Annotated in this window: 13 protein-coding genes; 11 read left to right on the top strand and 2 right to left on the bottom strand. The window is 67.2% G+C overall.

Translation table 11 applies throughout. From position 1 onward, the window contains the following. The first annotated feature begins 19 nt into the window (after nt 1-19). The 11 genes from CAL26_RS18390 (at nt 20) to CAL26_RS18345 (ending at nt 10,529) form a co-directional block, all read left to right on the top strand. Nucleotides 20-1,057, top strand: coding sequence for a sulfate ABC transporter substrate-binding protein (locus CAL26_RS18390; RefSeq protein WP_373454492.1), 1,038 nt, complete (start codon nt 20-22; stop codon nt 1,055-1,057). Between the two features lie 19 nt (nt 1,058-1,076). Then, nucleotides 1,077-1,958: a sulfate ABC transporter permease subunit CysT gene (cysT, locus tag CAL26_RS18385; RefSeq protein WP_094848241.1), complete on the top strand. Its 882-nt coding sequence runs from the start codon at nt 1,077-1,079 to the stop codon at nt 1,956-1,958. Further along, complete coding sequence (gene cysW, locus CAL26_RS18380; RefSeq protein ID WP_094848240.1) at nt 1,955-2,890, top strand: sulfate ABC transporter permease subunit CysW; 936 nt, start codon at nt 1,955-1,957, stop codon at nt 2,888-2,890. Before cysT ends, cysW begins: the two co-directional genes overlap by 4 nt. A gap of 24 nt (nt 2,891-2,914) precedes the next feature. Further along, the gene (locus tag CAL26_RS18375; RefSeq protein ID WP_094848239.1) at nt 2,915-3,976 is read left to right on the top strand and encodes a sulfate/molybdate ABC transporter ATP-binding protein; all 1,062 of its coding nucleotides are present in this window, start codon (nt 2,915-2,917) and stop codon (nt 3,974-3,976) included. Nucleotides 3,977-3,981: 5 nt separating this feature from the next. Then, nucleotides 3,982-4,770, top strand: coding sequence for a phosphoadenylyl-sulfate reductase (locus CAL26_RS28685; protein WP_256988521.1), 789 nt, complete (start codon nt 3,982-3,984; stop codon nt 4,768-4,770). 69 nt (nt 4,771-4,839) lie between these two features. Next, the gene (gene cysD / locus CAL26_RS28680) at nt 4,840-5,748 is read left to right on the top strand and encodes a sulfate adenylyltransferase subunit CysD (protein ID WP_256988520.1); all 909 of its coding nucleotides are present in this window, start codon (nt 4,840-4,842) and stop codon (nt 5,746-5,748) included. Nucleotides 5,749-5,781: 33 nt separating this feature from the next. Then, nucleotides 5,782-7,080 carry a sulfate adenylyltransferase subunit 1 gene (locus CAL26_RS18365; RefSeq protein WP_094848238.1) on the top strand — a complete coding sequence of 433 codons (1,299 nt, stop codon included), beginning with the start codon at nt 5,782-5,784 and terminating at the stop codon, nt 7,078-7,080. A 280-nt stretch (nt 7,081-7,360) separates the two neighbouring features. Continuing rightward, nucleotides 7,361-8,563 (top strand): PA0069 family radical SAM protein, encoded by a 1,203-nt coding sequence (locus CAL26_RS18360; RefSeq protein WP_094848237.1) that lies wholly within the window; start codon nt 7,361-7,363, stop codon nt 8,561-8,563. A 22-nt stretch (nt 8,564-8,585) separates the two neighbouring features. After that, a complete protein-coding gene (locus tag CAL26_RS18355) occupies nt 8,586-8,939 on the top strand; it encodes a hypothetical protein (protein WP_094848236.1) in 354 nt (117 codons plus the stop codon). A gap of 207 nt (nt 8,940-9,146) precedes the next feature. After that, complete coding sequence (rplS, locus tag CAL26_RS18350) at nt 9,147-9,557, top strand: 50S ribosomal protein L19 (protein ID WP_086066004.1); 411 nt, start codon at nt 9,147-9,149, stop codon at nt 9,555-9,557. 228 nt (nt 9,558-9,785) lie between these two features. Then, nucleotides 9,786-10,529 carry a CoA pyrophosphatase gene (locus CAL26_RS18345; RefSeq protein ID WP_094848235.1) on the top strand — a complete coding sequence of 248 codons (744 nt, stop codon included), beginning with the start codon at nt 9,786-9,788 and terminating at the stop codon, nt 10,527-10,529. A 16-nt stretch (nt 10,530-10,545) separates the two neighbouring features. Here CAL26_RS18345 and rsgA read toward each other — a convergent pair whose 3' ends face one another. Then, nucleotides 10,546-11,382, bottom strand: a complete 837-nt coding sequence (rsgA, locus tag CAL26_RS18340) for a ribosome small subunit-dependent GTPase A (protein ID WP_256988648.1) — start codon at nt 11,380-11,382, stop codon at nt 10,546-10,548. A 170-nt stretch (nt 11,383-11,552) separates the two neighbouring features. Further along, nucleotides 11,553-12,803 (bottom strand): M48 family metallopeptidase, encoded by a 1,251-nt coding sequence (locus CAL26_RS18335; protein ID WP_094848233.1) that lies wholly within the window; start codon nt 12,801-12,803, stop codon nt 11,553-11,555. Between the last annotated feature and the right edge of the window lie 40 nt (nt 12,804-12,843).

Genomic DNA, 12,843 nt, shown 5'->3' with positions numbered 1-12,843 from the left:
ACATCGCGGAAACGACAAAATGAAAAAGCACGATATACAAAAGCGCCAGTTCCTGAAACGCTCGATCGGCATGGCGTCCGCGCTGGCCGCGACGCAGATGCTGCCCGCGGCGGTGCGCGCCCAGGGGCGCGCCGTGGAACTGCTGAACGTTTCCTACGATCCCACGCGGGAGCTGTACGCCCAGTACAACCCGCTGTTCGCGAAGTACTGGAAGGCGAAGACAGGCCAGGACGTGTCCGTCCGCAATTCGCACGGCGGCTCCAGCAAGCAGGCCCGCAGCGTCATCGACGGCGTGGACGCGGACGTCGTGACGCTGGGCCTGGCGCCGGACGTCGAGGCGCTGGTCACGCATGGCGGCCTGGTCAAGCCGGGCTGGGAAAGCCGGCTGCCCGACAATGCGTCGCCCTATACCTCGACGATCATCCTGCTGGTGCGCAAGGGCAACCCCAAGGGCATCAAGGGCTGGGACGACCTGGTCAAGCCCGGCGTGTCGGTGATCACGCCGAATCCGAAGACCTCCGCGGGCGCGCGCTGGAACTATCTGGCGGCCTGGGAGCACGCGCGCCGCCAGTCCGGTGACGCCGGCGCCAAGGCCTTCGTCGAAAAACTCTATCGCAACGTGCCGGTCCTGGACTCGGGCGCGCGCGGCTCCACCATCTCCTTCGCCCAGCGTGGCGTCGGCGACGTGCTGATTTCCTGGGAAAACGATGCCTTCCTGGCGCAGAAGGAGTTCGGCGCCGGCGAACTGGAAATCGTCGTTCCCAGTCTAAGCGTCCTGTGCGAGCCCACGGTGGCCGTGGTCGACAGGAACGTCGACCGCAAGGGCACGCGAGAGGTCGCGGAAGCCTATCTGAAATATCTCTATTCCGACGAAGCGCAGGACCTGATCGCCCGCAACTACTACCGCCCGATCGGCGAGAAAGCCAAGGCCAGGTACGCGTCGCAGTTCCCCAAGCTGGATCTGTTCACCATCCGTGACGTGGGCGGCTGGCCCGCCGTGGACAAGCTGCATTTCGCGGACAACGCGATATTCGACCAGATCTATGTCAAGCAGTAGCCGTGCGGTCTCGACCGGAATGGCCCTGTCCGTGGCCAGTCGGAGCCGGCCTGTCGCGCCGGCGCGGCGGGGCGCGCGCACGCCGCCCGTATTGCCCGGGTTGAAGCTGACGCTGGGACTGGCGCTGGCTTACCTGGGCGTGCTGGTGCTGCTGCCGCTGGCGGCGCTGGTCATCAAGGCCGCCGGGTTGAGCTGGGACGCCTTCGTCAACGCGGTCACGTCGCCGCGCGTGCTCGCGGCATACCGCGTCACGTTCGGCGCCTCGCTGATCGCCGCCCTGGTCAATCTGCTGTTCGGCCTGCTGGTGGCCTGGGTGCTGGTGCGTTATCGCTTCCCGGGCAAGCGTGTGCTGGACGCGCTGGTCGACTTGCCTTTCGCGCTGCCCACCGCGGTCGCGGGTATCGCGCTGGCCGCGCTGTTGGGGCCGCATGGCTGGATCGGCAGCCTGCTGGCGCCATTGGGCATCAAGATCGCCTATACGCCGGCGGGCATCGTCGTTGCCCTGATCTTCATCGGCATTCCTTTCGTCGTCCGCACGGTGCAGCCGGTGCTGGAGGATCTCGAGTCCTCGCTGGAGGAAGCGGCGTCCAGCCTGGGCGCCACGCCCGTGCAGATTTTCGTCCGCGTGATCCTGCCGACCGTCATGCCAGCGCTGCTGACCGGTTTCGCGATGGCTTTCGCGCGCGCGATAGGCGAGTATGGGTCGGTCATTTTCATCGCCGGCAACATGCCCATGGTGTCGGAGATCGCGCCCCTGCTGATACTCGTCAAGCTGGAGCAGTTCGACTACGCCGGCGCCGCGGCGATCGGCGCGGTCCTGCTCGGCCTGTCGTTCGCCATGTTGCTGGCCATCAATGGACTGCAGGCCTGGCGGCGCCTGGCGCATGGAGGCCGGCCATGACGGCGCGGCGAGCGGGTTCCGCGGCCGCGCAGCGGGCGGGCCGTCTCGGCCGGGGCGTCCTCATCGTCGCGGCCATCGCGTTCCTGGCCTTGTTCCTGCTGCTGCCGCTGTGCGCCGTCTTCGCCGAGGCCCTGCGCAAGGGCCTGGGCGCCTATGTCGCCGCCCTGGCGGAGCCGGATACGGTATCGGCCATCCTGCTGACCCTGCTGACGGCAGCCATCAGCGTGCCGCTGAACATGGCCTTCGGTGTCGTCGCGGCGTGGGCGATCGCCAAGCATGAGTTTCGCGGCAAGTCGATGCTGGTCACGCTGATAGACCTGCCGTTCTCCGTGTCGCCGGTGGTGGCGGGCCTGTCCTACATGCTGGTGGTGGGCGCCCAGGGCTGGATAGGCCCCTGGCTGATGGCGCACGACCTCAAGATCGCCTTCGCCGTGCCCGGCATCGTGCTGGTCACGACCTTCGTCACGCTGCCGCTGGTGGCGCGCGGACTGATTCCACTGATGGAAGCCCAGGGCAGCGAGGAAGAAGAAGCCGCCATCGTGCTGGGCGCGCGCGGCTGGCAGGCGTTCTGGCGCGTCACGCTGCCGAACGTCCGCTGGGGCCTGCTGTATGGGGTGATCCTGTGCAATGCGCGCGCCATGGGCGAATTCGGCGCGGTGTCCGTCATATCGGGGCATATCCGTGGCCTGACCAACACCATCCCCTTGCAGGTGGAGATCCTGTACAACGAATACCAGATCCAGGCTGGATTCGCCGTCGCGTCGCTGCTGGCCGTACTGGCCCTGGTCACGCTGGCCATCAAAACCGTGGTGCAATGGCGGCACACGCATGCCCTTGCGCGCCAGGACGAGGCCGACGCGTCGGCCTCCGGGCTGGTGGCGCTGGCCGCGTCCCCCCACGGCGCACGCTTGCAACGCGCCACGGGCGCCTGAGGCGGACGGAATCTAGGAAATCACATGGATATCGAAATCAAATCGGTCAACAAGCGCTTCGGCAATTTCCAGGCCTTGCGCGACGTCGACCTGCACATCGACTCCGGCGAGCTGGTGGCCTTGCTGGGACCTTCCGGCTGCGGCAAGACGACCTTGCTGCGCATCATCGCCGGGCTCGAAACGCCTGACAGCGGCAGCATCTATTTCTTCGGCGAAGACAGTACCGGCGTGCACGTGCGCGAGCGCCAGGTCGGCTTCGTGTTCCAGCATTACGCGCTGTTCCGCCACATGACGGTATTCGAGAACGTCGCGTTCGGCCTGCGCATCAAGCCGCGCGGCCAGCGTCCCGGCGAAACCGCGATCAAGGAAAAAGTCCATGCGCTGCTGAATCTGGTGCAGCTGGACTGGCTGGCGGACCGCTATCCCGGCCAGTTGTCGGGCGGCCAGCGCCAGCGTATCGCGCTGGCCCGCGCCCTGGCGGTGGAGCCGCGCGTGCTGCTGCTGGACGAGCCCTTCGGCGCGCTCGACGCCAAGGTGCGCAAGGAGCTGCGACGCTGGCTGCGCCGGCTGCATGACGAACTGCACGTGGCCAGCGTCTTCGTCACCCACGACCAGGAAGAAGCCCTGGAAGTGGCCGACCGCGTGGTGGTGATGAACGCGGGCCGCATCGAGCAGGTCGGCACGCCGCGCGACGTCTGGACCCATCCCGCCACGCCCTTCGTCTATGGATTCCTGGGCGACGTCAACCAGATAGACGGCTATGCGGCGGGCGGGCTGTGGCGCGCCAACGGGGTTTCGCTGCCCGCGCCGGCCTTCGACGGCACGGACGAACAGCGCGCCGTGGCCTATGTCCGCCCGCACGAGCTGGACATCCTGCCTTACGCCGCGACCGGCGAGGGCATGGCGGTCAAGCTCAACCACGCCTATCTGGCCGGCCCCAGCGCGTTCCTGGAGCTGCAGCGCGAAGACGGCGCCCTGCTCGAAGCCCAATTGTCCGAAGAGGAATACCACGGCCTGGATTTGCGCGAAGGCGCGATGCTGCTGGCCCGTCCGCGCCGTGGCCGTATCTTTCCCGCCAGCAAGTAGACGCCATGACCGATCCCGCGATTCTTTCCCGTTCACACCCCGGCATCGCGGGGCGCTGGTCCGAACTGCTGCAGCAGCTGTCCGATATCGCCGTGCGCTATCCGGACGCGGCGCTGGCGTCATCGCTGGCCGCCGAAGACATGGTGCTGACCCATGCCATCCATATGGGCGGCGCGCCGCTGGAAATTTTCACGCTGGACACCGGCCGCCTGCATGCCGAAACACTGTCCATGCTGGACGTCATCGAGCGCCGCTATGGCCGCCGGCCGACCGTGTACCGGCCGGTAGCCGAAGCCGTGGATGCGCACGTCGCGGCGCACGGCGCCTTCGCTTTCTATGAAAGCAAGGAGCTGCGCCAGGCCTGCTGCCATATCCGCAAGGTCGAACCGCTGCGGCGCGCTCTGGCGGGACGCGGCGCCTGGATCACCGGACAGCGGCGCGCGCAGGCCGCCACGCGCGGCAGCCTGCCGCGGGAAGAGCAGGATTCGGTCTTCGGGCTCTTCAAGTTCAATCCGCTCGCCGCATGGAGCGAGGACGACGTCTGGAACGCCATCCGCGCGCTGGACATTCCCTATAACCCGCTGCATGACCGGGGTTATCCCTCCATCGGCTGCGAACCCTGTACCCGCGCCATCCGTCCTGGCGAAGACGTACGCGCCGGGCGCTGGTGGTGGGAGTCGTCCGACAGCAAGGAGTGCGGGTTGCACGCCGGCAATCGCGGCGGTCCGTCGGAGGCGCACGCCGTCCAGTTCGCCGCCCGCCGTCCCGCCGGGGCCGCCGACGGCAAGGCCTGACGACCCACGCCGGCCCCCGGCCGAACACCGCTCCACCGAAGCATCGTTTACGAAGCCACGAGATCCCTTATGTCCACCGTTCACACCCGCAGCCATCTGGATTGGCTGGAGTCCGAAGCGATTTTCATCCTGCGCGAGGTCGCGGCCGAGTGCGAAAAGCCGGTCCTGCTGTTTTCCGGCGGCAAGGATTCCTGCGTGCTGCTGCGATTGGCGGAAAAAGCCTTCCGTCCCGCACGCTTCCCGTTCCCGCTCATGCACATCGATACGGGACACAATTTTCCGGAAGTCATCCAGTTCCGTGACGCGCGCGCGGCCGAGCTGGGCGAAACCCTGGTCGTGCGCAGCGTGGAAGATTCGATCGCGCGCGGATCGGTGGTGCTGCGCAAGGAAACCGATTCGCGCAATGCCGCCCAGGCGGTGACGCTGCTGGAGGCCATCGCGGAATTCGGTTTCGACGCCTGCGTCGGCGGCGCCCGGCGCGACGAGGAAAAAGCCCGCGCCAAGGAGCGTATCTTTTCCTTCCGCGACGAGTTCGGCCAATGGGATCCCAAGAGCCAGCGCCCGGAAGTCTGGAGCCTGTACAACACCCGCGTGCATCGCGGCGAAAACATGCGCGTGTTCCCGATTTCCAATTGGACCGAGCTGGACGTGTGGCAGTACATCGCGCGCGAAAACCTGGCGCTGCCGTCCATCTACTACGCCCATCAGCGCGAAGTGGTGCGGCGGCGCGGCCTGCTGGTGCCCATCACGCCGCTGACTCCGGCGCAGGCGGACGAACGGATAGAGACGCTGTCGGTACGCTTCCGCACCGTGGGCGATATTTCCTGCACCTGCCCGGTGGCGTCCGAGGCGGCCGACAACCAGGCCATCATCGCCGAGACCGCGATCAGCGACATCACCGAGCGCGGCGCCACCCGCATGGACGACCAGACTTCCGAGGCATCGATGGAGCGCCGCAAGAAGGAAGGCTATTTCTGAACCGACCCTGACGCCTGGCCGGAGCACACGCACATGAACGCAGTCAACGATTCCTTTCTCCCCGTCGGCGAGACCGCCGTCATCCGCCTGATCACCGCCGGTTCCGTGGACGACGGCAAATCCACGCTGATCGGGCGCCTGCTGTACGACAGCAAAAGCGTCTTCGCCGACCAGCTCGACGCCATCGCGCGGGCCAAGTACAAACGCGTGGCCGGCGACGGCATCGATTTCGCCCTGCTGACGGATGGGCTGGAGGCCGAGCGCGAGCAGGGCATCACCATCGACGTCGCCTACCGCTATTTCGCCACGCCGCGGCGCAAGTTCATCGTCGCCGACGCGCCGGGCCATGAGCAGTACACCCGCAATATGGTGACCGGCGCGTCGACGGCCGACGTGGCCATCATCCTGATCGACGCCACGCGCGCCGCCGACGGCAGGCTGCTGCCGCAGACCAAGCGGCACAGCACGATCGCGCGCCTGCTGGGCATCCGCCACATCGTCGTGGCGGTAAACAAGATGGATCTGGTGGCCTGGGACCGCGCGGTGTTCGACCGCATCCGCGACGCCTACGCGGACCTGGCCGCGCGCATCGGCATCGCGGATTTCCAGGCGCTGCCCTTGTCGGCGCTGAACGGCGACAACGTCGTGACGCCGTCCGCGCATACGCCGTGGTACGAAGGGCCTCCCTTGCTGTCCCTGCTGGAGTCGCTCGATCCCGCCGTCGAAGCGGCCGACGCGCCTCTGCGCTTTCCGGTGCAGTGGGTGGTCCGCCACGACGGCAGCAGCGCGCAGGACTTCCGCGGCTATGCCGGCCGCATTGCCAGCGGCGCCCTCCGCGCGGGCGACGAGATCCTGGTGCAGCCGTCCGGCGTCAGCGCGCGCGTGGTACAGATACGCGCGCACGATCGCGAGCTGGCCAGCGCGAGCGCCGGCGATTCGGTGATCGTCGTGCTGGATCGCGACGTCGACGTGTCGCGCGGCGACGTGCTGTCGCATGCCGGCGCGGCGGCGCGCACCGGCAAGGAGTTCGACGCGGAAGTGTGCTGGCTCGATACGCAGCCGCTGAATACGGCGCGCCGCTATCTGCTCAAGCAGGGTACGCGCCTGACCACGGCGAAGGTGCGCGAGGTCGCGACGCGCCGCGATATCCATGAACTGCGCGAGATCGATGGCGATGTCGGGACGTTGGCGATGAACGATATCGGCAAGGTCCGCATCGCGACGCGCGATCCGCTGACGCTCGATCGCTATGACGACATCGCGGCCACCGGCGCCTTCATTCTGATCGACGAGTCCACGCATCAGACCGCCGCGGCGGGCATGTTGCGTTGAGTTCATCGCGGTCACTGGTCGGTCGTTCGCCGATGATGGCGCGGCAATCGGCAACGGTCGCCACCGGGGGCCGGCGGAGCAGGGCGGCGGCCCCGCTTTTACCACGCCAATCGCCCGCAAAGCCTTATTTCATGCGGGTTTTGCGGTAAAGCGACAGTCCGCGGGCAGCCCCGGAAAATGCCGCCAACGGCCACCGGACTTGGGGTAAAGTGGGACGTCGCCGAAAAAAAAGGCGGCAGGTGCTTGTCAGAAAATACTGTATGGATGTACAGTACTATTCATGGCACGTACCGATCATTCCGTTTTTGCCGGTTCTGGGTCCCCGGCTGCCGCCCCCGCCGCCTTGCGCGGTCGGGGTGCGGTTACTAATGTTCGGCACCGCTTCCAGCGCGACGACCGCAGCACCGCCGATCCGGCGGACGAACCGGCGATGGCCGACGCGGCCATTCCCGTCTTTCCCATCCGCTCTGTCCCCCCGACCGAAAGCGCCGGCGGCATCGCCACCACGGTGGCGGTCGAGCAGGCCCGCAAGCTGATCTCCCGCAACGATTCGCCCGACGTGCCCTTCGACCGGGCGATCAATACGTACCGGGGCTGCGAGCACGGCTGCGTCTATTGCTACGCGCGTCCCACCCACGCCTACCTGGGGTATTCGCCCGGGCTGGACTTCGAAACCCGGCTGGTGGCCAAGGCCAACGCGGTGGATGCCCTGCGGGCCGAGCTTGCCCGCCCGGGCTATCGGGTCGAGCCGGTCAACGTCGGGTCGGCGACCGACGTCTACCAGCCCATCGAACGCTCGTGGCGGCTGACGCGCGGGGTGCTGGAACTGCTGCTGGAAACCGGCCATCCGCTGACCATCGTCACCAAGAACGCGCTGATCGAACGCGACCTGGATCTCCTGCAGGCGCTGGCGCGCCGCAACCTGGTGGCCGTGTATATCAGCGTGACTTCCCTGGACGCCGATGTCTCCCGCACGCTGGAACCGCGCGCCTCGGCGCCCTGGCGGCGGCTCGAAGCCGTGCGCAAGCTGGCCGAAGCCGGCGTGCCCGTGGGGGTCCTGGCGGCCCCGGTGATCCCCTTCGTTACCGACGAATTCCTGGAGCGCATCGTGCACGAAGCCGCCCGGGCCGGCGCGTATTACGCCAGCTACACCGTCGTGCGGCTGCCCTGGGAGGTCAAGCCCGTGTTCGAAGAATGGCTGCAGGCGCATTTCCCCGATCGCGCCGAGCGCGTCCTGCACCGCATCGAAGACATGCGGGAAGGCAAGCGCAACGATCCCCGCTTCGGCACACGCATGAAGGGCACCGGCATCTGGGCCGACCTGCTGCGCCAGCGTTTCGATATGGCGGTGCGCAAGGCCGGGTTGAACCGGCAGCGCCTGCAACTGGATACCAAGCAATTCCTTCCTCCGGCCCCCTTCGTTTCCGGGCCGGGGGCTGTCCGTGGACCTGCGCCGGTCAGGCAATTGGGTCTATTCGATTAAGTTGTCTCCAAGGAGCACTCGCATGAACCTAGCCGCCGAACCGCAATTCCCCACCAAATGGCCGTTTCCGCCCGTGCCGCCCAGCCGGCGCGGACTGGGCCGCCTGGGCGGTGTCCTGTCCCGTTTCCGTCCCGGCCAGGCGCGCGCCGGGGCCGTGGCTGGCCTGGCCGCCCTGGGCGGCGTCGGTGGCATTGGTGGCGTTCAGGCCGCCCCCGCCACCCTCACGGTCTCCACCATCGCCGGCGTGTCCGCGGCCGGCGCCACGGCAGAGCAGGGCGTGACCGTCCGCCAGATGGTGGTCGACGTGCTCCTGGTGGCCATGTGGGGCGCCATGATCCCCGGCCTGATGTGGTTGGGCGCCGCGGTGGGATTCTGACCCGACCGCTTACCTAAAGCACTGATTTCATGTAGAATGCCGGGTTTTGCCAGTGTCATCCTCTGCGTGCGGCGCAGCAAGTGGCGAATTTAAGGGACGTTCTTTAGGGACCCACTTTAGGGAACCCCATAGAGCCACTGCCATAGGCCACCTAATAGGTAGGCCACCCCCATAACAATCGCACGGCACGATGATTTCGGAGTTTTCATGAACCTTATCGCTGTCCTGGAACAGGAAGAGATCACCCGCCTGACCGCCGACAAGACGCTGCCGTCTTTCGCCCCGGGCGACACCGTGGTCGTCAACGTCAACGTCGTTGAAGGCACCCGCAAGCGTGTGCAGGCCTTCGAAGGCGTCGTGATCGCCAAGCGCAACCGCGGCCTGAACTCGGCTTTCATCGTTCGCAAGATCTCGTCCGGCCAAGCCGTGGAACGTACGTTCCAGCTGTATTCGCCGCAGATCGCGTCGATCGAAGTCAAGCGCCGTGGCGACGTCCGCCGCGCCAAGCTGTACTACCTGCGCGATCGTTCGGGCAAGTCGGCGCGTATCAAGGAAAAGCTGGTCAGCCGTCAGGCTGCCGCGCAATCGGCCCAGGCTGCCGAATCCGCAGCGTCCTGATCGCGGGGGACCCACCGGCCGGTCCGCCAGCCGGACCCTCGCGCCTCGCCGGCCGCCGGCAAAAGGCACCCCCAAACGGGGTGCCTTTTTGTTTTCACGTCGTTCGTTTCACGTCGTTCGTTTCACGTCGTTCGTTTCACGTCTTCAGTTTCGCGTCTTTAGTTTCACGTCTTTGGTTTCACGTCTTCGTTTCCGGATATTCTCGTCCATCCCTGATCCATCCTTCCCATGCCCGACCAGCCCGCCTCGCCACGTCCGCGCCGCCCGATCGTCCGGCCCGCTTTCGATGCGGCGGTGCAGCCCTGGGTAGCGGCCAACGAAGGCCTGAAGGCCGTGCCGCCGCAGGCCCTGGCGGTGGACGAGTTGCGCCGCGTGCTGCAGCATCCGCGCGGCTTGCCCGCGCAACTGCCCTTGAACGGCGACGTGCGGTATGCGGGCAGGGAAGGCGCGCCCGTGCTGGCCGCGGTGCTGATCCCGCTGGTCATGCGCGAACAAGGCGTGACCGTCATGCTGACGCAGCGCACGGCGCATTTGCACGACCATGCCGGGCAGATCAGCTTTCCCGGCGGGCGCATCGAAGAAACCGATGCCAGCCCCATCGCGGCCGCCTTGCGCGAAGCCCAGGAAGAGACCGGCCTGGCGCCGGAATGGGTGGATGTGCTGGGCACCATGCCGCCGTACCTGACGGCCACGGGTTTCTCCATCACGCCCGCCGTGGCGTTGGTCCGGCCGGGTTTCGAAGTGGTCCCCGACCCGTTCGAAGTCGCGGAGATCTTCGAAGTCCCGCTGTCTTTCATCACCGATCCGGCGAATCATCGGCTGCACAGCGCCGAGCTGCCGGACGGGCGCGTGCGCCGGTATTACTCCATGCCTTGGGGCAAGTACTTCATCTGGGGCGCGACGGCCGCCATGCTGCGTAACCTGTACCACGTGCTGTGCGATCCGAACGCGCGGGATACCGCGCCGGAATAGCCGGCGGGATCCGTCATCAGTAGCGCGGCGCCGCGGCGTTCTCGTGCAGGATGCGCAGATACAGCGCGTGGCGCGAAGGATCGATCCGGCCCTGCCGCAGGGCCTGCAAGACCCCGCAGCCTGGCTCATGCTGGTGGCTGCAGTTGTAGAACCGGCATTGCGCCGCGTACGGCGCGAATTCAGGGAAGCCGCGCTCGATATCCTCGCGCGTCAGGTGCTGCAGGCCGAAGGCCTGGAAGCCCGGCGAATCGATCAGGTCGCCCCCTTCCGGCAGGTGATACAGGCGGGTGCTGGTGGTGGTATGCCGTCCCATGTCCAGCGCGGCGGAATGCTCGCGCGTGGCCGCGTTGGCGCCCGGTATCAGGTCATTGAGCAGGGTCGACTTGCCCATGCCGCTCTGCCCCAGCAGCAGGCTGACGTGGCCGGCCATTTCCGGGTAGAGCGTGCGCCGGGTGGCATCGGCGTCCAGCGCGCTGACCTCCAGCACCGGGACGCCCAGCCGCGCCAGCGGCGCCAGGCGCGCCCTGGCTTCCGCCAGACCTGCCTGCAGGTCGACTTTGTTCAGCACGATGCGCGGGGCAATGCCGGCGCTCCAGGCGCCCGCCAGCGCGCGGCCGGCCAGATCGTCCGAAAACGTGGGCACGACGGCGACGACGATGAACAGTTTGTCGACGTTGGCGGCGAACTGCTTGGCCCGCATGTCGTCGGAGCGGTAAAGCAGGTTGCTGCGCGGCAGGATTTCCTCGATGGCGCCTTCGTCGCGGCCCTGCGGCGCGATCCGCACGCGATCGCCGACCGCCGCGCCGGCCTTCTTCCCGCGCGGATAGCATTGCCGCGAGGTGCCGTCGGCCATTTCGACGATGTAGTGGCGGCCGTGGGCCGCAACGATGCGGCCGTCGAGCAGGCCCTGCGTGTCCGCATCGGCGTCATCCGCCGCCACGGCGCCCTTGGGCCGTGCCTTGTCCGGCCGGGCCGCCGGCAGGCTGTCCTGGCGACCGGGCCGGGCAGGGCGCTCGCGCCGGCTCATCGGGCGGCCATGCCCAGGTGCCGGATGCGTACTGCCGCCGGCGGATGACTGTCATAGAAGGCGGAATGGACGGGATCCGGCGTCAGGGTGGCGGCGTTATCGTCATACAGCTTGACCAGCGCGGACACCAGTTGCTTCGCCGAGCTCTGGCGCGCGGCGTAGTCGTCCGCCTGGAACTCATCACGCCGCGAATACCAGCTGGCGATGGGCGTGAACAGGAAGGTGAACACCGGCACGACCAGGAAGAACAGCAGCAAGGCCATGGCATCGTTGCGCCCGTCCAGGCGCGGCAGCACGCCCAGCTGCTCGTAGAACCAGGGCTGGCGCGCCAGCCATCCCAGCAGCGCGAAAAAGCCGAGCGCCACGGCGAAGCTGATCGCGATGCGGCGGGTGATGTGGCGGCGCGCGAAGTGGCCCAGTTCATGCGCCAGCACGGCTTCGATTTCGTCGCCGTTCAGGCGCGCCAGCAGCGTGTCGAAGAAAACGATGCGCCGCGATTTGCCGAAGCCGGTGAAATAGGCATTGCCGTGGCCGGAGCGGCGCGACCCGTCCATGACGAACAGCCCGTTGATCGCGAAGCCGCAGCGTTGCACCAGCTGGCCGATGCGCTTGGACAGGTCCTGGTCGGCCAGCGGGGTGAACTTGTTGAACAGTGGCGCGATCACCATGGGAAACAGCAGCAGCGTCAGCAGGCTGAAGCCGACCCACAGGCCCCAGGCCCAGATCCACCAGAGCGCGCCGGCCTTGCCCATCAGCCAGAGGATGGCGGCAACCAGGGGCAGGCCGATCACGGCGGTCAGCGCCAGCCCCTTGATCGCGTCGGAGACGAACAGCGCCGGCGTCATCCGGTTGAAGCCGAAGCGGGCCTCCAGCCTGAACTGGCGCCACAGGGTGAAGGGCAATTCCAGCGCGCCCAGCAGCAGGCCCGTGATCACCAGCAACAGCATCTGGTGCAGGAAATCGTTGTCGGTCAGCCACCCGGCAAGCATGTCGATGGCCTGCAGGCCGCCCAGCAGGGTCAGCCCCACCAGCACGGCGGCATCGAAGACCCGTTCGACGATGCCCAGCCGCACGCGGGCGACCGTGTAGTCGGCGGCGCGCTGGTGGCTGGCCAGGCCGATCCGGTCGGCGAATTCGGGCGGTACGTGGTCCCGATGGCGGGCGACGTGGCGGATCTGCCGCGTGGACAGCCAAAGCCTGACGCTGATATCGACCAGCAGCAGCGCAACGAACAACAGTGTCAGCATGGGGAATCCGGGCTGGGAAACCGATATGAGAAAATCGGGT

The organism is Bordetella genomosp. 9 (genome assembly GCF_002261425.1).
Classification (GTDB): Bacteria; Pseudomonadota; Gammaproteobacteria; order Burkholderiales; family Burkholderiaceae_B; genus Bordetella_C.
This window is presented reverse-complemented; position numbering and strand designations above follow the sequence as displayed.

What these genes read in the sequence shown, in the direction of transcription:
- cysD (WP_256988520.1), top strand. Translation starts at nt 4,840, where the DNA reads ATGTCCACCGTTCACACCCGCAGCCATCTGGATTGGCTGGAGTCCGAA.
- rsgA (WP_256988648.1), bottom strand. Translation starts at nt 11,382, where the DNA reads ATGGCCGACGGCACCTCGCGGCAATGCTATCCGCGCGGGAAGAAGGCC.
- cysW (WP_094848240.1), top strand. Translation starts at nt 1,955, where the DNA reads ATGACGGCGCGGCGAGCGGGTTCCGCGGCCGCGCAGCGGGCGGGCCGT.
- CAL26_RS18375 (WP_094848239.1), top strand. Translation starts at nt 2,915, where the DNA reads ATGGATATCGAAATCAAATCGGTCAACAAGCGCTTCGGCAATTTCCAG.
- CAL26_RS18335 (WP_094848233.1), bottom strand. Translation starts at nt 12,803, where the DNA reads ATGCTGACACTGTTGTTCGTTGCGCTGCTGCTGGTCGATATCAGCGTC.
- CAL26_RS18365 (WP_094848238.1), top strand. Translation starts at nt 5,782, where the DNA reads ATGAACGCAGTCAACGATTCCTTTCTCCCCGTCGGCGAGACCGCCGTC.
- rplS (WP_086066004.1), top strand. Translation starts at nt 9,147, where the DNA reads ATGAACCTTATCGCTGTCCTGGAACAGGAAGAGATCACCCGCCTGACC.
- CAL26_RS28685 (WP_256988521.1), top strand. Translation starts at nt 3,982, where the DNA reads ATGACCGATCCCGCGATTCTTTCCCGTTCACACCCCGGCATCGCGGGG.
- CAL26_RS18360 (WP_094848237.1), top strand. Translation starts at nt 7,361, where the DNA reads ATGGCACGTACCGATCATTCCGTTTTTGCCGGTTCTGGGTCCCCGGCT.
- CAL26_RS18355 (WP_094848236.1), top strand. Translation starts at nt 8,586, where the DNA reads ATGAACCTAGCCGCCGAACCGCAATTCCCCACCAAATGGCCGTTTCCG.
- cysT (WP_094848241.1), top strand. Translation starts at nt 1,077, where the DNA reads ATGGCCCTGTCCGTGGCCAGTCGGAGCCGGCCTGTCGCGCCGGCGCGG.
- CAL26_RS18345 (WP_094848235.1), top strand. Translation starts at nt 9,786, where the DNA reads ATGCCCGACCAGCCCGCCTCGCCACGTCCGCGCCGCCCGATCGTCCGG.
- CAL26_RS18390 (WP_373454492.1), top strand. Translation starts at nt 20, where the DNA reads ATGAAAAAGCACGATATACAAAAGCGCCAGTTCCTGAAACGCTCGATC.